The organism is Streptomyces angustmyceticus (assembly GCF_019933235.1).
Classification (GTDB): Bacteria; Actinomycetota; Actinomycetes; order Streptomycetales; family Streptomycetaceae; genus Streptomyces; species Streptomyces angustmyceticus.
On record NZ_CP082945.1, the window covers coordinates 855,981 to 880,158 of the forward strand.

Below are 24,178 nucleotides of genomic sequence, written 5' to 3' on the forward strand. Positions count from 1 at the left end.
TCACAGGAGTTCGAGGGGCTGCTTACCGGACGGGGGCGGGAACGCGTCGTCGAGGAAGCGGAGGTCGTCATCGGTGAGCGTCAGGTCGAGTGCCGCACGGTTCTCCTCGACATGGGCCGTGCCGGCCGCCTTGGGAATGGCGAGGACGTCGTCGCGGCGCAGCACCCAGGCCAGTGCGATCTGGGCGGGGGCCGCTCCCCGGGCGGAGGCCAGGGAGGTCAGTGCCTCGTGGCCCAGGAGCCGGCCCTGTTCCACGGGCGAGTAGGCCATCAACGGGACCGCGAGTTCCCGGCAGCGGGGAAAGAGGTCGTGCTCCGGGCCGCGGCGGGTGAGGTTGTAGAGCACCTGGTCGGTCTGCGGGCGGGCGCCTTCGGGCAGGTCGGCGAGGTCGTCGACGTCGAAATTGCTCACTCCCCAGGCGCCGATGCTGCCCTGCGCCACCAGGGACTCCAGGGCCTCGACGGTCTCGTCGAGGGGCACGCTGCCGCGCCAGTGCAGCAGGTAGAGGTCGATCCGGTCGGTCCGCAGCCGGCGCAGGCTCGCGTGGCAGGCGTCGACCGTGCCTCTTCTGTCGGCGTGGAAGGGCAGCACCTTGCTCACGAGGAAGGCTTCGTCCCTGCGGCCGTGCACCGCCTCGCCGACCAGTTCCTCGGCGGCGCCGTTCCCGTACATCTCCGCCGTGTCGATCACGCTCAGCCCCAGGTCCAGGCCACACCGCAGAGCGGCGATCTCCTCGGCGCGCCGCGCGGGGTCGTTGCCCATGTGCCAGGTGCCCTGCCCGAGAGCGGGCACCCGCACACCGGAGGGAAAGGTCACCGTGCGCGTGCGGGTCATGGTGTGCTCCTTCGCCGTCCTCGTCCTCGACGGCCGTCACGGTCACGCGGTCGCGCCGTCGGGTGGTGGTCAGGTGGTCACGCGGTTCTCATGATCGCAGCCGGGTGTGCGCGGCGGGTTCCCCGGCGGTGGTGCGGCGGGGGGCCGCGCCGGGCGGTGCCCCGCGCCTCCTCCCCCACGGCCGGCCCTCACCCCGCCGCCACCGCCCGTTCCGCGACGCCCAGGGCGGCGGCCATGATGCTCAACTGCGGGTTCACCTCGGGGCAGCCGGGCAGCAGCGAACCGTCGGCGACCAGCACCCCGCGCACCCCGCGCAGGCGTCCCGCCCCGTCGGCGGGGCAGCGCTGGGCATCCGCCCCGGCGGCCACGGTTCCGGTGGGGTGGAAGGCGGAGAGGTGGAGCCGGCGGGCGCTCACGCCGTCCAGCAGGGCGGACAGCTCGGGCAGGGAGCGGGCGCGCGGCGCGGTGGGAATGCCGGTCAGCACCTCCCGGGCGCCGGCGGCGAAGAGCAGTTCGCCCATGGCCCGTACGGCGGTCATCAGGCGGCCCGCGTCGCGGGGATCGAGGTCGTAGCGGAGCAGCGTGCGGTCCCGGCCCAGGACCCGGCCCGAGGGACGGTCGGCGATCATGGCGCCGAGGGTCGCCAGCCGGTCCGCGGTGTCCACCTCGCGGCGCAGCGCGCGGCCGGCGCCGGGGAGCACGAAACTGCCCATGCCCGGTGGGGTGGCGGTCGCCTCGATGAGGATGCCGCCGCGGTGCAGTTCCTCGACGCCGACGCTCTGCAGCACCCCTTCCCAGGCCGTCACCGGCTCGGCGAAGCGGCCCGCCACGCTGGTCGCCGGATGGACGCTGAGGTTGCGGCCCAGCCGGGGGTGGGTGCCCAGCCCCGAGCGGCGCAGCAGCGGCGGCGACTGCAGCGCGCCGGCCGCGACCACCACCAGCGGGCTCAGGATCTCCAGTTCGCCGCCGTCCGGACGCTCGACGGCCACCCCGGCCGCACGCGGGCCACCGGGCCGGTCGGTGTCCACGAGAACGCGCCGCACCCGCGCCCCGGTGACGATCCGGGCCCCGGCGGCGCAGGCGTCGGGCAGCACCGAGCGCTGCACGCTCTGCTTGGCGCCGGTGGGGCAGCCCACGACGCACTGGCAGGAGCCCTGGCAGCCGGGGGCGTTGCGGCGCAGCGGCGCGGCCCGCCACCCGAGGCGCTCCGCCCCGGCGAGGGTGAGCAGCCCGTTGTTGCCGAGGACGTCGAGGGGCTGGGTGGCCACGCCCAGGGTGCGCTCGGCCTCGTCGAGGTGGGCCGCGAAGCCGTCGGCGAGGTCGAGTCCGAAGGCGGTGCGCCAGCGCTCCAGCACATGGTCCGGGGTGCGGTAGCAGGTGCCGGAGTTGACGAGGGTGGTCCCGCCGACGGCCCGTCCGGTGGGCAGCAGCAGCGGCGGACGGCCCGCGGCGACGGTGGCGCCGCCGTCCCGGTACAGCTCCGTGAAGCGTTCCAGGGGCGTGCGGCGGCGGAACGACGCGGTGGTGTGGTGGTCGCCTTCCTCCAGGACGACGGTGCGCAGTCCGGCGCGGGCCAGGACGCGCGCGGCCATGGCTCCGCCGGCGCCGGAGCCGATCACCACCGCGTCGGCGGTGCTGCGCGCGGGCCAGTCGGCGGCCGGTGTGCAGTCCAGCGGCGGATCGTCCGGCGGCGCGAGGGCGAGCGGGCGCGCCGGCGGCGTTCCGGTGCGGTCGCCCGCGGGGGCCTGGTGTGCGAGCATCCGCTCCGTGCCGGCGGCCAGCAGCACCGGCACCTTCACCAGGTCCAGCAGCGGCGCCAGGCGCGGCCGGGCGGCCAGCGCCGTCATCACCTCGTCCCGCTCGTCGGGGCCGAGGGCGGCGAGCGGGCGTCCCGTGCGGGCCAGCGCGTAGGCGTCGACGGCACGAGCGGCGCCGCGCACCCCGGCGCGGGCCGGTGCGGGCATGGCGGCCAGCAGGTCGTCGAGGCGTCCGGGCACCCTGCCCGGCCAGGCGGTGCCGCCGTCGTCGGCGAGGAGGGCCGCGACGAATCCGGCGGTGCTCATCGCTCCCCCACCTCCGCGTGCGCGGTTCCTTCGAGGAGCCACTCCTCCTCGGGGCGCCAGCGTCCCCACCAGCGTTCCAGGCGGACGACGGCGTCGGCGGTCTCGCTGTTGCGGCAGACGGCCGGACTGCCATCGGGGTCCGCGTAGTCGAGCCGCAGGGTGCGCTCGGCCGGCAGGCTCACCTCGACCCGGATACGGCGCAGTCCGGCGCGACCCGTCACGCTCCAGTCCGGACGCCCGAGGGCGGCGCGGAAGCGGCCGAAGCCCGCCCAGCCGAACGCGGCACGCTCCGCCCGGCGGGGCCAGGTGCGGCCGCCGCGGCGCAGCCGCAGGAAGACCAGGGGCGGCAGCCGGCGCAGCCCCGGCCGGGTCGAGACCGCGGCGACGATCTCCAGCACCTCGCCCCGGCCGAGATCCGCGTGCAGCCAGGCCCAGCGGTGGGCGTTGCCGTGGCCGTAGATGCGGGCGGAGGCGCCGGGCGCGCCGTGCAGGGTCAGCTTCTCGCCGCCGTAGGTGACCGTGCCGTCGTAGGTGGCGCGGGCGGCGGGCAGGATCTGCGCGGCGGGCAGCCGGGGGCGGCGCCAGGACCAGCGGGGGAAGGTGAACAGCGGGGTGTCCTCGGGGCGTTCGGTCAGCTCCCAGCGGAAGTCGCCGGCTGTTCCTTCGAGGTGGCCGGGCCGGGCGGCGATGCCGTCCGCGCGAAAGCCGTCCGCGCCGCCGCGCCAGGGTTCGGGGCCGAAGCGGGCGTGCCGCACCGGGTCCCGCGGGCCGTCCGGGCCGGCCGCGGGGAAGACGGCGGCCCAGCCGTGCGCGAAGGGCGGGGAGCCGTCGGACGGCGCGGTCAGTTCGTGGTGCAGCCACAGCCCGCGGCCGGTCGCCGGGTCGGTGACGGTGGTGTACCAGACCTCGGTGCGGCCCCGCTCCCCGCGCCAGCGCGGCGCCAGATGGCGGGTGCCGTCCTCGCGGCGGGGGAAGCGGACGCTGCCCAGGAAGGGGGCCAGGCCGGTGGCCAGGGGGAAGCGCAGGGTGCCGGTGCCGAGGCGTTCCTCGCCGTCGTAGAGCGTGTAGGGCAGGACCGTCATCGAGGCGACGGGGCGGCGCGGCGACACGGACTTCCAGCCGTCCAGGGTCAGCCGGCGGCCCTGGACGGTGAAGGCCAGCCGGTAGCGGATGCGGCGCCGGGCGAGCGGTGAGATCTCCATCTCGCCGCCGGCGCAGGGGTCGTCGGCCCAGCCGGCGATGCGCAGGCGGCCGCTCACCCTGGCCATGGTGGTACCGAGCGGCCGGAGCACATGGGGCGCCGTCACCCGCAGGTCGAGCCGGGCCCGCCGGACGGCGTCCTCGCCGTCGAGCCGGGCGGAGCCGAGCATGGTCTCGGTGAACGCCGTCCCGCGGGCGCTGTCGCCGCCGCTCACGCCAGTTCCTCCAGCATGATCCGCTCGGTGGCGGTCAGATAGCTCTCGGCGGCGGCGCGCGCGGCGTCCCGCTCGCCCGCCACCACCGCCTCGACCACGGGCGCCAGCCGGTCGTGCGCGGCCTCCGGGTCGGTGAAGGGCCGGACGAGCGCGGAACGGACCGGCAGATAGGCGTGGAAGAGGGTGTTGGTCAGCAGGACGTAGACGCGGTTGCCGGTGGCGCGGGCGAGCGCGCGGTGCACCTCGATGTCCGCCAGCTGTACGGCGTCGCCGCCCTCGGCGGCCCGCACCGCCGCCAGCAGTGCGCGCAGTTCCTCGTGGTGCTTGCGGCCCGCTCGGGCGGCGGCCCGCTCGGCGATCAACGCGCCGACGCTGCGCCGCACTTCGAAGATCTCGCCGGTCCAGTCGGGGCTGTGCCGTACCAGCATCGGCAGCAGATCGGCGCCGCCGAGGCGCAGGTAGTCGCGCACCTTGGTGCCCACGCCGTGCCGGGTCTCCAGCAGACCGGCCTGGAGGAGACGGCCGTAGGCGTGCTTGAGGGTGGTGCGGTTGACGCCGTACCGCTCCGCCAGCCGGCGCTCGGTGGGCAGATAGTCGCCGGCGGGGTAGCGGCCGGTGAGGATCTCCTCCCGCAGCCGGTTCTCCAGGACGTCGACGACGGTCTCGCGGGGCAGCGTCTCCACGATTTCCCTCCCAGGGCAGCGATGATCACCGACCCGCTCGGCAGACCGAGTGGGCCAGTGACTGAGTGGATGATCCACTGCACCACCGGAGTTGAGCCCCGTCAAGCCCTTTCGCTTCAGCCCCGTCGAGCCTCTTCACTGCCGCGTGCGCTTGCCGCTTCCCCTGCCGTTCGTCGGCCGCTTCCGTCACCGCTCGTCGGCCGACGGCCACCGCCACGGCCGGAGTTCACCGGTCACGGCCCGGCGGGCGGGGCCGCCGGGCCGCCCCGGACCGGCCCCTCAGCCGGTCCCCACCAGCGGCGCGTACTCCTTGCCGAGCTGGGACATGGCGTGGTCGAACTCCTTTTGCGAGATGACCTCGTGGAGCGTGCCGAGCACCGCCCGGACCCCACGGGTGGCCTCCGCCTTGGTCAGGCCGGTGTGCTCGCGCACCCTGCGGACGGACTCGTCGGGGCCGAAGGTCACCATGGCGCTCCGCCCGCGCCGGAGCGAGTTGCGCAGCGGCTCGGGAAGTTCGAGCGCCAGATCGCGCACTTCGCCGGCGCTCAGGCGAAGGGCGAGCGTCTCGAGAGTGGCACGGGTGAGGTCGGCCGCTTCCTGGCGGGAGAAACCCGTGCGGTGCGCCACTGCCTGGAAGAACTCCTTGTCGTCCATGCGAGCCTCCACCTCGGTATGGGGGAACGGGCGAGGGAGGCAAAACCTCTCCCCCCACCTTGCCACGCCCGCATCCCCCGTGCGAGGCACCGGCGGACCGCCCCTCCCGGGAGACGGCCGCCCGCCCGCAGCCGGAAGCCCATGGTCACCGCGCGACCACCGAAAGCGAACCCGGCCCGAGCCCCTCCCCCAGCCCCCCTCAGATGGCCATCGCCTCCTGGATCCACCGGTTCACCCGGTACGGCAGCCACCACAGCAGGGGCCCGGTGCGGGAGACCAGGCGCTCCTCCAGGAAGTCGGCGGCGATGGCCTCGGGTACGGCCGACGGCGGTGCGCCGTAGGAGAGTTGGGCGATCGCCGTCCGGTAGGCGGGCTCGTCCGCGGTGAAGCGGCGCAGGTTGCCCCAGCGGCGGTCGCGGATCTGGACGAAGCCGGGGCCCTCGCGCCACAGGCATTTGCAGAGGTAGTGCTCGTTGCGCCACCGCGCGAGCGCGTCCGCCGGGTCGGCGGGGCCGGTGAGGGTGCGGGGCGGCTGGAGGTGGCTGAGCTCGCGCCAGCCGTCGGCGGGCTCCGCCGGGAGGCGCAGTTCCCACTGGACGAGCACGGCGCGCGCCGTGAGATCGCGGATCAGGCACAGCCGCCGGACCGCGTGCGCGGCGGATGCGGGGTCGTCGACGGCCGTCAGGTCGATCTCTCCGGCGATCCGCGCCCGCCGTACCCCCAGCTCCCAGAGCCGGGCGGCGTCCTCCTCCGGGGGTCCGGCCAGGTCGATGTCGCCCAGGCTCATGCCGGGCAGGGCGCAGGCGTCCTCGTCGTAGTCCCGCCACGCGGCGAGCGTGAGCGCCCCGGGGGCGGAGGTGGTGGTGCGGGTCATGGGGGTCTCCTCGTGGGCGGCGGCGGTCAGGCGTGGACGACGGCCCGGGGCGCGTCCGGCGTCTTCTGCGGGGCGGGCACGGCGTGGCGGTGGCGCATGAAGTCGAGCCGCAGCAGGTCCTCGTTGACGGCCGCGGGCGCGAGGTGGACGTACTGGCCGCCGTCGGTGAAGACCAGCCCGAGGGTCACCCAGTGCTGGAGCAGGGCGTGCACGGCGGCCTCGTCGACCGGGTGCCCGGGCAGGCGGGCGGCGAGCTTCCGGGTCAGCGCGGCCGGGGCGTGCGGCTGGTCGAGGAGCCGGAAGGCCGCGAGCTCCAGGGGCGCGGTCAGTTCCATGGCTCCCCAGTCGAAGGCGCGCCGGCGGCTGACGCAGACGATGCGGTCGCCGAGGTCGGTGTGGGTGAGCCTGCTGTCCACGTGGTGTTTGCGCCAGGCGCCCAGGGCGTCGTTGAGGGCGGTGACGGTGGTCTCCCCGATGCCGCGTTCGGGTGCCTCGAAGACGTAGGCCAGGTCGTAGAGTTCGGACTCGGGCAGGTCGTAGGTGAAGCGGTAGTGCTCCTCGGGGCGCAGGCCGGTGAAGCCGAGTTCGGGCCGGTTGAAGTACGGGCTGAAGCGTTCGATGGCGATGCGCGCGGAGAGGTCGACCGGTGGGTCGAGGTGTTCCAGTGCGGGCAGTTGGGCGATGACCGGCTCGTAGTCGGCGGCGGTCTCGCCGGGGAAGCCGTGGAGGTAGTTCCAGGAGACGGAGAGTCCGGTCTCGGCCCCGTCACGGAGCATCCGGACGTTCTGGCAGCCGCTCACGCCCTTGTCCATCAGGTCGAGCACCCGGCTGTTCAGGCTCTCGATGCCCGGCTGGACGTAGATCATCCCGGCGTCGGCGAGGGTGCGCAGCTGGGGCCGGCGCATGTTCGCCTTGATCTCGATGTGCAGGCGCAGGTCGTAGCCGCTGTCGATGATGCGGGGCAGGACGGTGCTGAGGTAGCCCATGTCGAGGATGTTGTCGACGACGTACATGTCCAGCACCCGGTGACGGCGCGCCAGGTCCATGATCTCTTCGTAGAAGGTGTCCGGGCTCTTGCTGCGGAACTGCATGAAGGAGCCGTTGAGTCCGCAGAAGGTGCAGTGGTGCTTCTCGCCCCACCAGCAGCCGCGGGCCCCCTCGACGACGAGCTTGGGCTCCACCCAGTTGCGGGCGACGGAGGACGCCAGCCGCTCGAAGTAGCCGCTGTAGTCGGGCGGCAGGATGGTGGCGGGCGGCAGTGGGCTGGTGCTCATCGGGTTGGCGGTGCTGGTGCCGCCGGCGCTCCGGTGGCACAGCCCGGGGACGGCGGACAGGTCGCCGCCCTCGTCGAGGGCGGTGAGCAGTTGGGGGAAGGCGGCTTCGCCCTCGCCGCGGACCACGTGGTCGAGGAAGGGGAAGTTGCGGTGGCCGGCCTCGCCCTGCTCGCCGTCGCAGTTGGCGCCGCCCATGACCGTGACGATGTGCGGGGCGAGGCGTTTGACGTACTTGGCGGCGGCGAGCGCGGCGGTGTTCTGCTGGAAGGTGGAGGTGAAGCCGACGACGTCGGGTCCGGCCGCGACGATCCGCTCGGCGGTCTCCTGGACGAATTCCGGTACCACGCGGTGCAGTTCCTCGGACATCCGGATCCGTTCGTCCCGCAGCTTGCCGCGCATGGAGGCGCGGAACTCCGGTACCCGCCACTCGGGATCGTCGTAGAGCGCGGAGGAGAACACCCAGTCGCCGCATCCCATGAAGTACGAGGAGAGCGCGTAGAACTGGTAGTCGTCCGCGGTGAACTCGGTGCGCCGGGTGATCCAGTCGGTGAACTCCAGGTTGGCGTGGAGGACGTCGGCGTGACCGGAGGTGCGCTCGTCGACGCTGCGTCGCAGGATGCCGAGGGCGAGGGACGGCAGGTCGATCGGGGACCAGGGCATGTTGACCAGCAGGACGCGCATGTCGGCTCCTCGGAGGCGGCGGGGTGGAAGGGGAGGCGGCCGGCGGCCGTCCGGTGACGTGCGGCGAACCGGCCGGCCCGGTGGTGCACCGGGCCGGCCGGGGAGGGTCAGTCCTCCTCGGTGTCCTCGGCGTTGCGGAACGGGACGGTCACCGTGATGCCGATGCCCGGCTTGCGGTTCTCCTCGTCACCCGCGAGCGGGTCGTTGTGGATGATGTCCTTCTGCATGGCTGTGTCTCCTGTTCTGCCGGTGGTGCGGGAACGGATCTCACATTCCGGGGGGCGCCGGGCTCGCCGGCGTTCCCGGAGACCCCGTCCGCCGGGGGACGGGGGGTTCGGTGGGCCGCGGGGCGCGGCGCAGGTGGCGGCCGAGGAAGCCCATGGCGCGCTGGAGGGCGGCCACGTGGTGGGCGCCGGTGTAGCCGTCGTGGCCGGTGTCCAGCCAGAGGGACTCGTGCGCGACGCCGGCCTCCCGCAGGGCGGCCAGGTAGCTCCGGACCTGGCCGGGCGGGCATTTGACGTCGCGGGTGGCGGCGATCACCAGCAGCGGGGCGCGGACGCCGGACGCGTAGTGGAGCGGCGAGCTGCGCGCGTAGCGTCCGGGCACGGTGTCGGGGGTGCCGCCGAACAGCCGCTCGTCCAGGGCCCGCAGCGCGGGGGTGCCCGTGCGGTGGGCGGCGGCGCAGTCGGCGACCGGTTTGACGGCGACGCCGGCCTGCCAGAGGCCGGGCCGGGTGCCGAGGGCGAGCAGGGCCAGGTAGCCGCCCCAGGAGGTGCCCCACAGGCCGATCGCGTCCTCGCGGGCCAGGCCGCGGCGGAGCAGGTCGGCCCGGACCGCGACGAGGTCGGCGACCTGGGTGAGCCCGACGCCCTCGCCGTAGGCGGCGCGCCAGCCGGGGCCGTAGCCGGTGGAGCCGCGGTAGTTGACCCGTGCGACCGCGAACCCGGAGGCGACCAGGGAGTGCACCTGCGGGTCGTAGGCGTCGCGGTCGTGGTCGGCGGGGCCGCCGTGCACCAGGAACACCAGCGGGGGCCGGCGGCGGGGCGCGGTCTCCGGTTCGCTGAGCAGGGTGTGCACGGGCCCGTCCGGGCCGGGGGTCCACAGGTCGCGGTGGCGGCCGGGTGCGGGGGCGGGCAGGGCGGGCAGCGCCGGCAGCCGGGTGCCCGCGGTGGAGCGCATCCGGGGCGGGGTGGCCGTATCGGTCCAGAGGTAGTGCACGTCGTCGCCGGGGTGCGGGGCGGCGTCGAGCAGGGTGCCGGGCGGGCAGGGCACCGGGGTCAGGGTGCGCCGGTCGAGGTCGGCCGTGGTGAGGGTGGAGCGGCCGTGGCGGTCCTGGCGGACGAGGACCCGCCGCCCCTCGGGGTACCAGCGCGCGGTGATCTCGGTGTCGAAGCGGCACCAGGTCAGCGGCCGCAGTCCGGTGCCGGGCCGCCAGCTGGCCAGTCGGTAGCGGTCGTCGTCCTCCTGGACCAGCAGCAGTTCGCTGGCCGACAGGGACGGCGCGAAGCCGAGCGCCCACAGCCGGCCGCTCCGCCCCGAGAGCCGGTCGACCACCGCCCCCGAGCAGGTCAGGAGGGTGACCGCACGGTCGGAGCCGGCCGCCCCCGACAGCGCCAGCAGCCCGCCGGACGGCGAGATCCCGGTCAGCAGCGCGGCCCCGTCGACGGTGCGCAGTCGCCGGGCCGGGCCGCCCGGTGTGCCGAGGTGGACGGTCATCGCGCGGCCGTCCCCGAGGCCGAGGGCCACGGTGCCGGCGTCGCTGAAGGCGAGTCCGCACGGGAGGCCCGGCAGCACTCCGGTCAGGCCGGGGCGCCGCGGTCCGCCCTCGAAGTCCTGGAAGTACCAGAGCCCGTGGCCGCCGCGGTCCTCGGCGAACCACCACACCCGGGCGTCCGCGTCGACGGCGCAGTGCGCCGTGCCCTCCGGGCTGTCGGTGACCTGGCGGGCGTCGCCGGTGGCGGCGTTCCAGGTGAAGATCTCGCAGCGGCCGTCGGCGTCCGCGGCGAGGGCCATCCGCGCGGGGTCGCCGGGGCAGACCTCGGGGAGGGCCGGCCGGTAGACCCGGAAGCCGGCGGCGGGCGCCGGTACGGCGGTCCCTGTGGCGGTCGCGCTCATCCGGTCTCCTCCTCGGTGCCGCGGGTGCGGCGCGGTGCCGCCCAGGTCACGTACAGCGCGAGCACGGCCAGCAGCACCGCGCAGCCCGCGCAGGTGGCTCCGGCCCCGGCCCGGCCGGCGGCCAGTCCGGCCAGGGCCGGCGCGAGGGCCGCCGCGGCGCCCGACGCGGTGGCCAGGACGGTGCCGGTGCGGGCCTGCAGCGCGGGCGGGGTGAGCTGGATGATCCGGGCCTGCAGCGCGACGGTGGCCGGGGGCGTCAGGAAGCACAGGAGCCCGAGGAGCAGCCCGAACTGCCAGGCGTCGCGGGCCAGCGCCAGGGCCGCGGCGGGCGGCACCAGCAGCCAGGACACCGGTACCAGCACGCCCGCGGCGGCGTGCCGGCGCACCAGCCGGGGTGCCGCCAGCGCCCCGGCCAGGCCGGCCGCCCCCGCCAGCGCGAGGACCAGGCCCAGGGGGGCCGCGCCCCGGCCGTGGTCCTGGAGGGCGAAGACGGTCGTGTAATACAGCGCGACGAGCAGGGAGTTGACGGCCGCGATCCACACCAGCGCCAGCCGCAGGAAGGGTTCCCGGCAGACCAGCGCCACACCCGCGCCCGCTTCGGCGCACACGGCCCGCAGGGCGCGCCGCGGACGCGCGGCCCGCGGACGCCGCTCCCGCGGCGGGGACAGCGGGGAGCGCATGGCGCGGATGCCGCCCGCCGCGACGGCGTACGACAGCGCGTCCACGAGGAACGGCAGCCAGGCACCGGCGGCGAAGAGCAGCCCGCCCAGTGCGGGCCCGGCGACGAGGGCGCCCCGCTCCCCCGCCTGTAATCGGGACAGCACCCGCCGGTGCTCCTGCGGGGGACACACCAGCGCCACGGTGCCCAGCGACGCCGCCTCGTAGCAGGCACTCGCACACCGCTCGACGAGCACGGCGGCGAGGAGCACGGCCAACGGGACCGGGCCCGCCGCGACGGCCACGGTGACCCCGGTCATGGCCGCGGTGGACACCAGCGCGGCGCCCACCATGATCTGCTTGCGGGCCCCGCGGTCGGCGGGCACCGCGGCGAGCGGGCCCAGGACCAGCGTGGCGGCCGCGCCGAGCCCGGCGACGGCACCGGCCTGCGCGGGCGAACGGCCGAGGCTCAACAGCAGCAGCGGCAGCACGAACCCGGCCGTCTGACTGCCGAGCGCGTCGCAGGTGCCCGCCCACCAGAACAGCCGGACGTCGCGGCGCGCATGCGGCTGGGGGACGGCGGGGGCGGCCACCGGGGCGGGGTGCGTCATCAGGAGCGACCCGCGACCGTTCTCGCGGCGGTGCGCGAGGCGCCGCCGGAGAGGTGCCGCCGCGGGGCCGGCGGTAAGCCGTGCGGCGAGTCCTCTGCGCGCGGGGTCGCTGATCGCGGTTCCATGCGAAGCCACCTCACGTTCGTGGGCAGATCGTGAAGATCGCCACACCAATAGGTCAACTTGCGGAGGAAATGTGCCAGAAGCGTGCTGGAGCTTAACCAGCCAGTGACACAGGCCACAAGGTGTCGGTCGGTGAACAACTTCGGCCGGCACGCCACGCCCGGATTCCGCCGCCTTGAACCGGGATGCCCGGATGGCGCCGCGCCCCGCCGCGCCCGCGCGCCGCCGGACACCCCCGACGCGGCACGGCCACCCCGCAGTTCGCGCCGTTCCGGTTCTGCCGTCTTGCCGCCGCCCGCCGCGGCCTCCCGCACCGCCAGGACAAAATGGTCCGACCACACAGGGTGTGTGACATAGTTTTCGCGTGGACACATGAGGGCCGAGCCAGGGAGTTGGGGATGTCTGCCGAGTGGCGACCGGTGCGGCAGTCGCGCACGCACGAGCTCGTGCTCGAACGCATCGAGGAACGGGTGCTGGCGGGCGAACTCAAGGCCGGGGACCGGCTGCCGCCCGAACGCGAGCTGGCGCCGGTCCTCGGGGTCAGCCGGTCGGCGCTGCGCGAGGCGCTGCGGGTCCTGGAGACGATCGGGGTACTGGTCTCCCAGGCGGGCCGCGGACCGGACGCCGGGGCGCGGGTCGTACGCAACCCGGACGACGCGCTGGGCCGGTTGCTGCGCCTGCACTTCGCCCTGGGCAGCTACAGCCTGGCGGACGTCCTGGAGGCCCGGGTGGTGCTGGAGCGCTCCAGTTTCGAGACCGCGGCGGCGCACGCGTCGGCGGCGGACCTCGACGAGGCGGAGGCGCTCCTCGCCCGCATGCAGGAGCCGGGCGTGGGCGTGGACGACTTCAACGACCTGGACACCCGCTTCCATGTCGCCATCGCCCGCAGCTCGGGCAACCAGCTCACCTCGACCCTCACCTCGGCCGTGCGCGAGTCGGTCCGGCCGCTGATCCTGCGGGCGCTGGAGGCGGCCGAGGACTGGCCGGCCACGACGGCCGCGCTGAACAAGCAGCACACCGAACTGCTGCGGCTGGTACGCGCGGGCAAGGGGGCCAGGGCCGCCGATCTGGTCGAGAAGCACATCCGCGGCTTCCACGGCACGCTGGTCGACGAGAACGCGCCGGACGACGCCGAGCGGTAGGGATTTCCGTACGGCGGACGGCGCGCGGGAGGCGGCCGGTGCGGAGCGGCCGGCAACGGGCCGCCCCACCGCACCCCGGCCGCCTCCGCCGCTACGGCAGCATCCAGGAGAGCACCGGCAGCGACTGCAGGAAGACCAGGACGCACAGGACCGCCAGCATCACGACGCTGTAGCCGACGACCTTGCGCAGCAGGAGCCGTTCGGAGCCGGGTTGTTCCACCGCGGTCGCCGCGATGGTGAGGTTCTGCGGGCTGATGAGCTTGCCGACGACGCCGCCCGTGGTGTTGGCGGCGACCAGCAGGGTCGGGTCGATGCCCGCGGCCTTCCCCGCGGTCTGCTGAAGGGTGGCGAACAGCGCGTTGGACGAGGTGTCCGATCCGGTGACGGCGGTGCCGAGCCAGCCGAGGACCGGGGAGAGCAGGGCGAAGAGCCCTCCGGTGGCCGCGAGCCAGGTGCCGATGGCGAGGGTCTGCCCCGACTGGTTCATGACGTAGCTCAGCGCCATCACGGTCGCGACGGTGGCGATGGCGCGCCGCATGTTCCGCACCGTGCGCCCCGCGCAGGCCAGGCCCGTGCGCGGGGTCATCGGGAAGCGGTCGGCGTCCTTCGCCCTGCTGTAGACCAGCGTCACGAGCAGGCCGGAGAGCAGGAGCAGGGTGCCGGGGTTCCCCAGCACCTCCAGCTTGTAGACCGCGCTGCCGGCCGGGGAGCCGTCGGGGGCGAGCAGCGTGCCGTACAGGCCGGGCCAGTTGAGCTGGATGTCGGCGGCGCCGAGCAGTTCGGGCATGCGCAGGCCGCCGGCGTCGAGCTTGGCGAGGGCGAAGACCGCGATCACCAGGAGGTACGGCAGGACGGCCAGGGTGACGCGGCGGCCGGTCAGCGGTTCGGCGTCGACCCGGGAGCGCTGGTCGTCCGGGGTCCGCGGGGTCCACAGGCGCAGCATGAGCACGGCGGCGGCGAAGCCCGCGAGGGCGGCGACGACGTCGGTCAGCTCGTAGGCGAAGTGGGCCGAGCACCAGAACTGGGCGAGGGCGAAGACGCCTCCGGTGACCAGGGCGACGGGCCACAGTTGCCGCAGGCCGCGCCACCCGTCGACGAGGAAGAGCAGGAGCTGCGGGACGAAGAGAGCGAGCAGCGGGCTCTGGCGGCCGATGACCCCGGCGATGTCCCCGGCGGGGATGCCGGTGAGGTTGCCCGCGGTGGTGATGGGGATGGCCATGGCCCCGAAGGCGACCGGTGCGGTGTTGGCGACCAGGACGGTCACGGCCGAGGTGATCCGGGGCAGCCCGAGCGCCATCAGCATGGCGGCGGTGATCGCGACGGGCGCGCCGAACCCGGCGAGGGCTTCGAGGAGTCCGCCGAAACAGAAGGCGATGAGCATGGCCTGGACGCGCAGGTCTCCGCGCCCGACGGCGTTGAAGGAGCGGCGCAGGTCCTCGAAGCGGTTGCTGACGACGGTGAGTTCGTAGAACCAGAGGGCCGACACCACGATCAGCATGACCGGGAAGAGGCCGAAGGCCATGCCCTGCGCCGCGGACAGCGCGCCGAGCCGCAGGGGCATGCCGTAGCCGAGGACGGCCACCGACAGGGCGGCCAGCAGGGCGCCGAGCGCCGAGTGGAGCGCGGGCCGCCTGGCGGCCGTCAGCAGCAGGAAGAAGACCGCGAGGGGCACCAGGCCCAGGAGCGCGGTGGCGGTGAGGCTGCCGCCGACGGCGGCCACGTCGGGGGCGTAGAAGGCCAGTACGGCCGGTGGTGTGGTGGCCACGGATGCTCCTTCTCGGGTGGGGTGCACCGCCGGCCCACAGGGCCCCTTCCCGGAGTGCGGCGCCGCCCGGCTGGCGTTTCGGCCCTCAGTAGCCCATTGAAGATGTCGCATGTCAATAAGGTCGGACCAAACTTCTTCCACTTCCCCGACCGGTCCGGAGCTAGTATGGTCGGACCATAAATGGAGAGGAGGCGCTATGCGCATCGGACTCTTCGCCACCTGTCTGGGAGACACGCTCTTCCCCGAGGCGGTGAAATCCACCGCGGTACTGCTGGCCCGCCTGGGACACGACGTGGTGTTCCCGCCGGAGCAGACCTGCTGCGGCCAGATGCATGTCAACACCGGCTACCAGCGCGAGCCGGTCCCGCTGGTGCGGAACTTCGCCGAGCAGTTCGGCGACCCGTCGATCGAGGCGGTGGTGATGCCGTCGGGGTCCTGCGCCGGCTCGGTCCGCCACCAGCACGAGATCGTCGCCGAGCGGTACGGGGACGCGGGCCTGCGCACCGGGGTCGCCGCCGTGAAGGCCAAGACGTACGAGCTGTCGGAGTTCCTCGTCGACGTGCTCGGGGTGACGGACGTCGGCGCGTACTTCCCGCACCGGGTGACCTACCACCCCACCTGCCACTCGCTGCGGATGCTGCGGGTCGGCGAGAAGCCGCTGCGGCTGCTGCGCGCCGTCGAGGACATCCGCCTGGTGGAACTGCCGGAGGCCGAGGCGTGCTGCGGCTTCGGCGGCACCTTCGCGGTCAAGAACGCCGCGACCTCCTCCGCGATGCTGCGGGACAAGATGGACCACATCACCGGCACCGGGGCCGAGGTCTGCACCGCGGGCGACTCGTCCTGCCTGATGCACATCGGCGGCGGGCTCTCGCGCATCAGGTCCGGTACGAGAACCCTGCACCTGGCGCAGATCCTCAGCTCCACCCGCACCTCGCCCCACGTCCTCGCGGAGGCCACCCGATGAGCCGCCCGACCGGCCCGCCGACGAACGGCACCTTCCTCGGGATGCCCGCCGTCCCGCCGCGCTCCCCCTACGGGACGGGCCATCTGCGCGGCACGCGGAAGTTCCCCGAGGCCGCCCGGGACGAGCTGGGCAACGAGCAGCTGCGCCGCAACCTGGGCCGGGCCACCCGCACCATCCGCGGCAAGCGCCTCGACGCCACCGGCGAACTGCCCGACTGGGAGCGGTTGCGCGACGCCGGCGCGGCGATCAAGTCCGACACCATGAACCGGCTCCCCGAACTGCTGGAGCAGTTGGAGCGGAAGGTCACCGAGCACGGCGGCACCGTCCACTGGGCGCGCGACGGCGTGGAGGCCAACGAGATCGTCGCCCGGCTGGTCAAGGACACCGGCAGCGACGAGGTGCTCAAGGTCAAGTCCATGGCCACCCAGGAGATCGGCCTCAACGAGCACCTGGAGAGCGAGGGCATCACCGCGTACGAGACCGACCTCGCCGAGCTGATCGTGCAGCTCGCAGGCGACCAGCCGTCGCACATCCTGGTCCCCGCCATCCACCGCAACCGTGACGAGATCCGGGAGATCTTCCTCAGGGAGATCCCCGGGGTCGACCCCGGTCTGGACACCGTCCCGGCCCATCTGGCGGCCGCGGCACGGGCGTATCTGCGGGAGAAGTTCATGACGGCCCGGGTGGCCGTCTCCGGCGCCAACTTCGGGATCGCCGAGACCGGCACCCTGTCGGTGGTCGAGTCCGAGGGCAACGGCCGGATGTGCCTGACCCTGCCGGAGACGCTGATCACCGTCATGGGCATCGAGAAGGTGCTGCCGCGCTTCGCGGACCTGGAGGTCTTCCTGCAGTTGCTGCCGCGCTCCTCGACCGGGGAGCGGATGAACCCGTACACCTCGATGTGGACGGGCGTGACGCCGGGCGACGGCCCGCAGGACTTCCACCTGGTGCTGCTCGACAACGGCCGTACGGCGGCGCTCGCGGACCGGGTCGGACGCGAGGCCCTGAACTGCATCCGCTGCTCGGCCTGCCTCAACGTCTGCCCGGTGTACGAGCGGACGGGCGGCCACGCCTACGGGTCGGTGTACCCGGGTCCGATCGGCGCGGTCCTCACCCCGCAGCTCGCCGGGATGCACGGCACCGACCACGACCCCAACAGCTCGCTGCCGTACGCCTCCAGCCTCTGCGGCGCCTGCTTCGACGCCTGCCCGGTGAAGATCGACATTCCGTCGCTGCTGGTCGAGCTGCGGCACCAGCACACCGAGGAGTCCGGCACGACCGCGGAGGCGCTGGCGATGAAGGCCGCGGCCGCGGTCATGAAGCGGCCGAAGCTGTTCACGGCCGCGCAGCGGACGGCGGGCCTCGGGCGCGTACTCGCGGGGCGCAGCGGCACGTTCTCGCGGCTGCCGGCGCCGTTCAGCGGCTGGAGCGACAGCCGGGACACCCCGGCCCCGCCCGCGCAGTCCTTCCGCTCCTGGCTGGCGTCCGCCGAGGGCGCGGCCACGATGCGGGCCGCGGCGGCGGAAGGCGCCCGGCACCCCGACGACGACGCCCCGGAGGGATCATGACAGCGACCGCACGGGAGACGGTGCTCCGGCGCGTCCGGGACGCCCTGGCCCTCTCCGACCACCCCGAGGTGGAGGTCCCCCGCGCCTATCGCACCGGGCGCTCCCTCCCCGACGAGGAGCGGCTCGCCCTCTTCACCGACCGGCTGGTCGACTACCGGGCCCGGGTGCACACCGGCCCGTCCGACCGCACCGCGGCCCTGATCGCCGAGGTGCTCCAGGAGCACGGGGCACAGCGGGTCGGCGTCCCGACGGGGCTCGATCCGGCCTGGCTGACCGCCTTCGACGGGGAGGTGCTGACCGACTCCCCGGACATCCCGGCGCCCGCGCTCGACGCGCTGGACGGCGTGGTGACGTCCTCCGCCGTCAGTTGCGCGGAGACCGGCACGATCTTCCTGGACGGCGGGGCGGCGGATCAGGGCCGGCGGGCGCTGACGCTCGTTCCCGACCTGCATGTGTGCGTCGTCGACCTGTCGTCGGTGGAGGCCGGGGTGCCGGAGGCGGTGGCGCGGCTGCGGCCGACGCGTCCGCTCACCCTGATCAGCGGCCCCTCGGCCACGTCCGACATCGAGCTCGAACGGGTGGAGGGCGTCCACGGCCCGCGCACGCTGGAAGTGGTGATCCGCACCGACGCGTGAGGGTTCCCGCGCCTTCCGCGGACGCCGCCGAACGCGGGCGGAGAGGGCCGGAGGCGATCGGGCCGCGCCCTGTCATGAACCGGGGTCGGCCTCGTGACCTGCTACGACGCAGGCCGCGAGGCCGACCCCGGCCTCATGCTCACCCCATTCGGGCGATCCCCCGCGTCGCCCGAATCGGGCAGCTCGGCCGGTTTCCGCTCGCCGCGGATAACCGGAGTTGTACAGAGTATATTGGCCCTGAACCAGTCAACGCAGGAGTTACAGGATGTCCCCCCGCAGCGCATCGGTCAATGAAGAATTGCGGCGGCGGTCCCGCGAGCGGCTGCTCCGGGCGACGGTCGAGCTGGTGGGCGAGCGCGGCTTCGAGGCGACGACGCTGGGGGACATCGCCCAGCGGGCGGGGGTGGCGCGGGGGCTGGTCTCGTACTACTTCCCCGGCAAACGCCAGCTGCTCCAGTCCGCCGTGCACCGCCTGATGCACCTCACCCTGCAGGCGGCGCTGGAGCGCGAGCCGCGGCCGGACGGGCCGGACGCGGGGCGGGAGCTGCTGGCACGGGCCATCGACGCCGTCCTGGGGCTCGCCCGGGACCGCCCGCTGCTGATGCGGACACACATGGCGGGAATCCTGGCCGCCGACGGGTTCATCCAGTGCCCCGAACAGCAACGGCTGGCCCAGTTGCTGCGGGAGACGGTCGTGGCGTACGGCTCCCCCGATCCCGATGCCGACTATCCGCTCCTGCGGGCGCTGCTGATGGGTGCGGTGGTGGCGATGCTGCTGCCGGGGGCGCCGATGCCGGGCGGGCGGCTGCGCGCCGAGCTGTTCCAACGGTACGGACTGGACTGGGAGTCGGGGTTCCCGCCGGGCCAGGAGCCGCCCGGCGGGAGTGCCGGCGCGAGGAACGGTACGGGAGCCGTCGGTCAGCGGTAGTCCGGCTGGGTCCGGACGTCGGGTTCCGGCAGTGGTGGCACCGGGCAGGCCGGGCGAGCGGGCGAAGCCCCCTCACCGCCGACGAGGCGGGAAGGCGCGCACCGACTTCCCCCACTCCGCCGACTTCGGCTACGTCCCGATGATGATCCCGCACCACCGGCAGGCGCTGGTGATGACGGGCCTGGCCGAGCGGTACGCCCACGACGCGCGGGTGTGCCGGCCGAGCGGATCACCGACGGCCAGGGGCCCGAAATCGGCGCCATGGAAGGCTGGTTGGAGGTCTTCGGCGGACCGCCCGCGGAGAACGGGCCCCGTCATCACGGGGAGATGCCCGGCATGGCGACCGACGCCCGGCTCGGCCAACTGCGGGCGGCGCGTGGCGAGAAGTTCGACGCGCTCTTCCTGACACTGATGATCACGCACCACCGCGGCGCGGTCTCCATGGCCACGGACCTGCTCTCCGCGGGCCGGAACACGCCGGCGGAGGAGATGGTGAACGGCGTCATCGCGCAGCAGACCGCCGAGACCGGACGGATGCGGCGGGGGCAGCGGGTGCGGCTGGTGTCGGAGGGCGTGGGCGGGCGTCCCGGCGTGCACGCGTCAGCGTTTGTTGTGACGTGGCGTCAGCAGACCTTCGTCACGGGCACCGGCGATCAGACGCAGCGATCTCCGACGATTGCGGCCGGTGGCACGCATGACGGCCAGCACCGGATCGCGCCCCTCCCGCTGGGCCTGACGGTACGCGTCCGCGGCGACCTTGCGGCGCTCACCGGCCCGCGACCGGGCGAGGACGGTGGAACGGGCACGCCCCGGAGGCGGCGCGGAAGCGGAGGATCCGGCCGGCGTCGCGGGCTCGGACGGCGCCGGCGCGGCGGAGGACATCGACGCGTCGGATGACGCCGCGACCTCTGACGCCGTGGCGACCTCGGATGGCGTGGTGGCTGCGGACGATGTCGACGCCTCGGACGGCACCGGTGGTTCGGACGTCACCGGTGCCGAGACCGGCACGGTGGCGGGTGACGCGCCGGTGGGGGCGGACGCGGCGGACAGGCCGGTCGCGGAGAGCGGGGCGGAAGGGGCGGCGGGCACCTCGGCGGCCGGTGCGCCGGGCGGGTCGGTCGGGTCGGCGGCCTGCTCGGCGGCCGGTGCGCCGGGCGGCTGCGCGGTCGGCTCGGCGGCTCGTCCGGCGGCGGGCCCGGCGGACGGCTCGGCGCCGCCCTGTTCAGCGCCGCCCTGTTCAGCCCCGCCCCTGTCTGCGCCGCCCCTGTCTGCGCCGCCCCGGTCTGCGCCGCCCCGGTCGGCGCCGGTGTCCGGGTGCGCGCCGTGGAGTGTGCCGTCGCCCCGTACGGTGCCCGCCGCCTCCGCCGGGTTCTCCCCCGGCTCGGGCGCCGGCCGTTCCGAGGCGGTCGCCGGGCCGGGCCGGCGGGGCGTGGGCCGGGTCCTGCGCGGGCGCCCGGTGGCCGCGCGGAAGGCGTCGTCCAGCGGGCCCTCGATCCAGCCGGCCAGGTCGGTGAGGCCGGCGAGGGTCAGCGGCGGGTCGGCCCGTACGTCCTCGACGGTGATGCGGTCGTCGGAGACCGTCACCACGACATCGACCCGGGCGCCGTCGGCGAAGGTCAGCCGGGCACTGCACCAGGGGCCCAGCGGATCGGGCCGGGGCAGCGAGCCTCCGGGGCCGAGGCCCCCCGGGGGATCGTCCGGCGCGGCGGGGTCGGGGGCGAGAGCGGGCGCGGCCGAACCGTGCGCCCGCAGCTCCCACGTGGGCCACTCCCCTGGCGCGCCCTGGGCTTCATATCGGTGATTAACGGTATAAAAGTCACTTTCCGACACATTGAAAACCTAGCCCCCCGCTCACCCGGCCCAGTAGCGCGGCACGCTCATCCCACCGGGAGCAACCCCGATAGCGCATCTCCCGTCGCGCGCCTGCCGGTGCGATCCTGGGGGTATCCCGCGGAAGGGGCCACTCGTGCTTCGTGTCGCAGTGATCGGTTCCGGACCCAGCGGCGTCTACACCGCCCAGTCCCTGATCGAGCAGCAGACCGTACCGGACATCGAGGTGTACGTCCTGGACCGGCTGCCCTGCCCGTACGGCCTGGTGCGCTACGGCGTCGCGCCGGACCACGAGAAGATCAAATCGCTGCAGAACAACCTGCGGACGGTGCTGGAGCACCCCGGAGTGCGCTTCCTGGGCAATGTCGAGGTGGGGGCGGCGGGGCTGGGCGTCGCGGAACTGCGGGAGATCTTCGACGCGGTGGTGTTCTGCGTGGGCGCCGCCACCGACCGGCGCCTGGGCATCCCCGGCGAGGAACTGCCGGGCAGTCATCCCGCGACCGACTTCGTCGCCTGGTACAGCGCGCACCCGGACGCGGCCGCGGTCCGTTTCACCCTCGCGGCCCGGTCCGCCGTCGTGATCGGCGTGGGGAACGTGGCGGTGGACGTGGCGCGGATGCTGTCGCGCGGTGCCGCCGAGCTCGCCGCCACCGACATGCCGCAGGGTCCGCTCGGCGCGCTCGCGGACAGCCGCGTCGAGGACGTCTGGATGGTCGGCAGACGCGGCCCCTCCCAGGCCAAGTTCACCACCAAGGAACTGCGCGAACTGGGCTCCCTCCCGGACACGGAGGTACGGGTGCGGCCCGAGGAACTGGCGCTGGATCCGGCGTACCGCGAGCCGGGCGAGCTGCCCGCGGTGGCACGGCGGAACGTCGAAGTGCTGCGCGGCTGGGCGGCGCGGGCGGCGGCGCGGGAGGCGGATCCGGCGAGTCCGGACACAGGGGTCCGCGGCCGGCGCCGCCGGATTCATCTGCGGTTCTTCCTGCGGCCGGTCGAGGTGCTCGGGGACGCCGGCGGGGTGCGCGGGGTGCGGTTCGAGCGGACGGCGCCCGACGGGCGCGGCGGGGTGACGGGCACCGGCGAATACGAGGAGATCGAGGGGCAGTTGGTGCTGCGTTCGGTGGGCTACCGGGGGACGCCGCAGCCCGGCCTGCCGTTCGACGAGGCGACCGGGACGGTGCCGCACCAGGCGGGGCGGGTGCTGCGGGACGGCGTGCCGTTGCCCGGTGTGTACGTGGCGGGCTGGATCAAGCGCGGGCCCACGGGGGTGATCGGCACCAACCGGCCGTGCGCCAAGGAGACCGCGCAGTCGCTGCTGGCCGACGCCGCCGGTCTCGCGGGGCGCGGCACGGCCGAGGACCCGGTGGCCGCGCTGACCCGGGCGGGGCAGCGGCCGGTCGCGTGGCCGGGCTGGCTGGCCATCGAGGCCGCCGAGACGGAGTGGGGCCGCGGGCTGGGGCGCGGCACCGTCAAACTCCCGGACTGGGCAGGGCTGTTGGACGCGGCGCGCACGGCGGACCTCACCGGCTGAGAGGCGATACGGGCGGGCCGGCCGGGGCATCGGACTCCGGCCCCCGGGCCGGCGCGGCGACACCATCCACACCGGGACAGCCGACCGCCGCTCCCGCCGGAGTCGGCGCCCCCTGCCCGAGGCGGTGGGCCGCTCTGCCCGCGGCGGCCGGCTACTCCTGTCCGAGGCGGCCGGCCTGTAGGTCCGCCGCCCGGAGGACGCCGTCGATCAGGCCGGGGAAGAGCGCCTCCAGGTCGGCCCGGCGCAGCCCGTTCATCTTGGCCGTACCGCGGTAGAGCTGCTGGATGACGCCGTGCTCGCGCAGCACCCTGAAGTGGTGGGTGCAGGTCGACTTGCTGACCGGGAGTTCGATGTCCGCGCAGTTCAGCTCGCCCTCGGCGGCCGCCAGTGCGCAGACGATCCGCAGCCGCACGGGGTCGGCGAGGGCGTGGAGCACATCGGCCAGCCGGATGTCCTCACGGGCCGGGTGCTCCAGCGACCGGGAGCCCGAAGAGGCCCTCGGGGAGGTCGTAACGGTCGGCATGACGGCTCCTGACTCGTGCTGCGGGGCTCGGTGCGGCCCGGCGCGCCGCCCGCCCGCTCATTGTACGAGAAGCATCGTAGTTTGACACTTGCCGTACTACGACGCCTATCGTATGAGTGCGGGGCCGGCCGGCACCCGTTCGCCTTCAGGTACAGGAGCCCGCCGTGAGCGCACTGTTCGAGCCCATCACCCTCCGCGCGCTGACCGTCCCGAACCGCCTCTGGATGGCGCCCATGTGCCAGTACTCCGCGGCTCCCGAGGGCCCGGCGGAAGGCGCGCCCGGCGACTGGCACTTCCAGCACCTGGCCGCGCGGGCCGCGGGCGGCACCGGCCTCATCCTCACGGAGGCCACCGCGGTGAGCCCCGAGGGACGCATCAGCCCGTACGACCTCGGCCTGTGGAACGACACCCAGACCGAGGCGTTCCGGCGCATCACCGGCTTCCTCAAGGAGCAGGGCACCACGCCGGGCATCCAGATCGCCCACGCGGGCCGGAAGGCGTCGACGGAGCGCACCTGGGTGAGCCGCGGCGCGCCGATCCTCCCCGGTCAGGGTTACGGCTGGGAGCCGGTCGGGCCGAGCCCGGTGCCGTTCGGCGAGGGTTTCGCGGCTCCCGCGGAGCTGACCGTGGCGCACATCGGCGAGATCGTCGAGCAGTTCCGCGCGACGGCGCGGCGGGCGCTGGCGGCGGGCTTCGAGGTGGCCGAGATCCACGGTGCGCACGGCTACCTGGTCAACCAGTTCCTCTCGCCGTTCACCAACCTGCGCACCGACGCCTACGGCGGCTCGTACGAGAACCGGACGCGGTTCGCCCTGGAGATCGTGGACGCCGTGCGGGAGGTCTGGCCGGACGAACTGCCGGTGTTCTTCCGGATCTCGGCGACCGACTGGCTCACCGAGGACGAGAGCGACGAGCGCGAGGGCTGGACGGCCGACGACACCGTGCGCTTCGCCCACGAGCTGCGCGCGCACGGCATCGACCTGCTGGACACCTCCACGGGCGGCAACGCGCCGGACGCGAAGATCACCACGGGGCCCGGCTACCAGGTGCCGTTCGCCGAGCGGGTCAGGAAGGAGAGCGGCCTCGCGGTCGGCGCCGTCGGCCTGATCACCGAGGCGCGGCAGGCCGACAAGATCATCGCGGACGGGCAGGCCGACGCCGTGCTGCTCGGCCGTGAACTGCTGCGCTCCCCCAGCTTCGCGCAGCACGCGGCGCGGGAACTGGGTGCGCGGGCCGCCGTGCCGCAGCAGTACCACCGGGCGGTCTGAGGACGGCGGGCCGGGCGGCCCCCACCCGCCCGGCCGCGGC

19 protein-coding genes and 1 pseudogene are annotated in these 24,178 nt (G+C 74.5%); 8 read left to right on the forward strand and 12 right to left on the reverse strand.

Annotation, left to right across the window (positions count from 1 at the left end; all coding sequences use genetic code 11):
- The 9 genes from K7396_RS04260 to K7396_RS04300 form a co-directional block, all read right to left on the reverse strand.
- The gene (locus K7396_RS04260; protein WP_086721155.1) at positions 1-834 is read right to left on the reverse strand and encodes an aldo/keto reductase; all 834 of its coding nucleotides are present in this window, start codon (positions 832-834) and stop codon (positions 1-3) included.
- Between the two features lie 188 nt (positions 835-1,022).
- Positions 1,023-2,897, reverse strand: coding sequence for a GMC family oxidoreductase N-terminal domain-containing protein (locus K7396_RS04265; protein ID WP_086720719.1), 1,875 nt, complete (start codon positions 2,895-2,897; stop codon positions 1,023-1,025).
- Entirely contained in the window at positions 2,894-4,312 is a 1,419-nt protein-coding gene (locus tag K7396_RS04270) for a hypothetical protein (RefSeq protein ID WP_223659625.1), read from the reverse strand. The genes K7396_RS04265 and K7396_RS04270 overlap by 4 nt, the downstream gene beginning before the upstream one ends.
- On the reverse strand, positions 4,309-4,995 hold the full coding sequence (locus K7396_RS04275) for a FadR/GntR family transcriptional regulator (protein WP_086720720.1): 687 nt from the start codon (positions 4,993-4,995) through the stop codon (positions 4,309-4,311). Before K7396_RS04275 ends, K7396_RS04270 begins: the two co-directional genes overlap by 4 nt.
- 279 nt (positions 4,996-5,274) lie before the next feature.
- The gene (locus K7396_RS04280; RefSeq protein WP_086720721.1) at positions 5,275-5,649 is read right to left on the reverse strand and encodes a DUF2267 domain-containing protein; all 375 of its coding nucleotides are present in this window, start codon (positions 5,647-5,649) and stop codon (positions 5,275-5,277) included.
- Positions 5,650-5,848: 199 nt separating this feature from the next.
- Positions 5,849-6,523 carry a DUF5825 family protein gene (locus K7396_RS04285; protein ID WP_086720722.1) on the reverse strand — a complete coding sequence of 225 codons (675 nt, stop codon included), beginning with the start codon at positions 6,521-6,523 and terminating at the stop codon, positions 5,849-5,851.
- 26 nt (positions 6,524-6,549) lie between these two features.
- A complete protein-coding gene (locus K7396_RS04290; RefSeq protein ID WP_086720723.1) occupies positions 6,550-8,478 on the reverse strand; it encodes a RiPP maturation radical SAM C-methyltransferase in 1,929 nt (642 codons plus the stop codon).
- Positions 8,479-8,745: 267 nt separating this feature from the next.
- Entirely contained in the window at positions 8,746-10,593 is a 1,848-nt protein-coding gene (locus tag K7396_RS04295; protein WP_223659627.1) for a S9 family peptidase, read from the reverse strand.
- A complete protein-coding gene (locus K7396_RS04300; protein WP_152104197.1) occupies positions 10,590-11,861 on the reverse strand; it encodes an MFS transporter in 1,272 nt (423 codons plus the stop codon). Before K7396_RS04300 ends, K7396_RS04295 begins: the two co-directional genes overlap by 4 nt.
- Positions 11,862-12,382: 521 nt before the next feature.
- On the opposite strand from K7396_RS04300, the gene K7396_RS04305 reads away from it, so the two are divergent.
- Positions 12,383-13,126 (forward strand): FadR/GntR family transcriptional regulator, encoded by a 744-nt coding sequence (locus K7396_RS04305; protein ID WP_086720655.1) that lies wholly within the window; start codon positions 12,383-12,385, stop codon positions 13,124-13,126.
- Between the two features lie 91 nt (positions 13,127-13,217).
- Here K7396_RS04305 and K7396_RS04310 read toward each other — a convergent pair whose 3' ends face one another.
- Entirely contained in the window at positions 13,218-14,891 is a 1,674-nt protein-coding gene (locus K7396_RS04310; RefSeq protein ID WP_208629164.1) for an L-lactate permease, read from the reverse strand.
- Positions 14,892-15,087: 196 nt separating this feature from the next.
- On the opposite strand from K7396_RS04310, the gene K7396_RS04315 reads away from it, so the two are divergent.
- The 5 genes and pseudogenes from K7396_RS04315 to K7396_RS04335 all read left to right on the forward strand — a co-directional run.
- Positions 15,088-15,855: a (Fe-S)-binding protein gene (locus K7396_RS04315; protein WP_086720653.1), complete on the forward strand. Its 768-nt coding sequence runs from the start codon at positions 15,088-15,090 to the stop codon at positions 15,853-15,855.
- Positions 15,852-17,423 carry a lactate utilization protein B gene (locus tag K7396_RS04320; RefSeq protein ID WP_086720652.1) on the forward strand — a complete coding sequence of 524 codons (1,572 nt, stop codon included), beginning with the start codon at positions 15,852-15,854 and terminating at the stop codon, positions 17,421-17,423. The genes K7396_RS04315 and K7396_RS04320 overlap by 4 nt, the downstream gene beginning before the upstream one ends.
- Positions 17,420-18,058: a LutC/YkgG family protein gene (locus tag K7396_RS04325; protein ID WP_086720651.1), complete on the forward strand. Its 639-nt coding sequence runs from the start codon at positions 17,420-17,422 to the stop codon at positions 18,056-18,058. Before K7396_RS04320 ends, K7396_RS04325 begins: the two co-directional genes overlap by 4 nt.
- A 265-nt stretch (positions 18,059-18,323) precedes the next feature.
- Positions 18,324-18,986 carry a TetR/AcrR family transcriptional regulator gene (locus K7396_RS04330; RefSeq protein ID WP_086720650.1) on the forward strand — a complete coding sequence of 221 codons (663 nt, stop codon included), beginning with the start codon at positions 18,324-18,326 and terminating at the stop codon, positions 18,984-18,986.
- A 261-nt stretch (positions 18,987-19,247) separates the two neighbouring features.
- Positions 19,248-19,469 (forward strand): annotated as a pseudogene (locus K7396_RS04335) (DUF305 domain-containing protein); the annotation flags it as partial.
- A gap of 117 nt (positions 19,470-19,586) precedes the next feature.
- Here K7396_RS04335 and K7396_RS04340 read toward each other — a convergent pair.
- Positions 19,587-20,816 carry a DUF6214 family protein gene (locus K7396_RS04340; RefSeq protein WP_152104196.1) on the reverse strand — a complete coding sequence of 410 codons (1,230 nt, stop codon included), beginning with the start codon at positions 20,814-20,816 and terminating at the stop codon, positions 19,587-19,589.
- A gap of 136 nt (positions 20,817-20,952) precedes the next feature.
- Here K7396_RS04340 and K7396_RS04345 point away from each other — a divergent pair, with 136 nt between their 5' ends.
- Positions 20,953-22,347, forward strand: a complete 1,395-nt coding sequence (locus tag K7396_RS04345; protein WP_223659629.1) for an FAD-dependent oxidoreductase — start codon at positions 20,953-20,955, stop codon at positions 22,345-22,347.
- A 151-nt stretch (positions 22,348-22,498) separates the two neighbouring features.
- Here the strand turns inward: K7396_RS04345 and K7396_RS04350 are convergent, their stop codons facing one another.
- On the reverse strand, positions 22,499-22,870 hold the full coding sequence (locus tag K7396_RS04350; protein ID WP_086720726.1) for an ArsR/SmtB family transcription factor: 372 nt from the start codon (positions 22,868-22,870) through the stop codon (positions 22,499-22,501).
- A 164-nt stretch (positions 22,871-23,034) separates the two neighbouring features.
- Between K7396_RS04350 and K7396_RS04355 the strand changes: the two genes are divergently transcribed.
- Positions 23,035-24,138, forward strand: coding sequence for an NADH:flavin oxidoreductase/NADH oxidase (locus K7396_RS04355; RefSeq protein WP_086720727.1), 1,104 nt, complete (start codon positions 23,035-23,037; stop codon positions 24,136-24,138).
- The last annotated feature ends 40 nt before the right edge of the window (positions 24,139-24,178 follow it).

Bases quoted from the DNA above. Each gene is read 5' to 3' on its own strand.
- K7396_RS04350 (WP_086720726.1), bottom strand. From the start codon at position 22,870: ATGCCGACCGTTACGACCTCCCCGAGGGCCTCTTCGGGCTCCCGGTCG.
- K7396_RS04285 (WP_086720722.1), bottom strand. From the start codon at position 6,523: ATGACCCGCACCACCACCTCCGCCCCCGGGGCGCTCACGCTCGCCGCG.
- K7396_RS04295 (WP_223659627.1), bottom strand. From the start codon at position 10,593: ATGAGCGCGACCGCCACAGGGACCGCCGTACCGGCGCCCGCCGCCGGC.
- K7396_RS04305 (WP_086720655.1), top strand. From the start codon at position 12,383: ATGTCTGCCGAGTGGCGACCGGTGCGGCAGTCGCGCACGCACGAGCTC.
- K7396_RS04325 (WP_086720651.1), top strand. From the start codon at position 17,420: ATGACAGCGACCGCACGGGAGACGGTGCTCCGGCGCGTCCGGGACGCC.
- K7396_RS04315 (WP_086720653.1), top strand. From the start codon at position 15,088: ATGCGCATCGGACTCTTCGCCACCTGTCTGGGAGACACGCTCTTCCCC.
- K7396_RS04320 (WP_086720652.1), top strand. From the start codon at position 15,852: ATGAGCCGCCCGACCGGCCCGCCGACGAACGGCACCTTCCTCGGGATG.
- K7396_RS04300 (WP_152104197.1), bottom strand. From the start codon at position 11,861: ATGACGCACCCCGCCCCGGTGGCCGCCCCCGCCGTCCCCCAGCCGCAT.
- K7396_RS04260 (WP_086721155.1), bottom strand. From the start codon at position 834: ATGACCCGCACGCGCACGGTGACCTTTCCCTCCGGTGTGCGGGTGCCC.
- K7396_RS04280 (WP_086720721.1), bottom strand. From the start codon at position 5,649: ATGGACGACAAGGAGTTCTTCCAGGCAGTGGCGCACCGCACGGGTTTC.
- K7396_RS04265 (WP_086720719.1), bottom strand. From the start codon at position 2,897: ATGAGCACCGCCGGATTCGTCGCGGCCCTCCTCGCCGACGACGGCGGC.
- K7396_RS04290 (WP_086720723.1), bottom strand. From the start codon at position 8,478: ATGCGCGTCCTGCTGGTCAACATGCCCTGGTCCCCGATCGACCTGCCG.
- K7396_RS04330 (WP_086720650.1), top strand. From the start codon at position 18,324: ATGTCCCCCCGCAGCGCATCGGTCAATGAAGAATTGCGGCGGCGGTCC.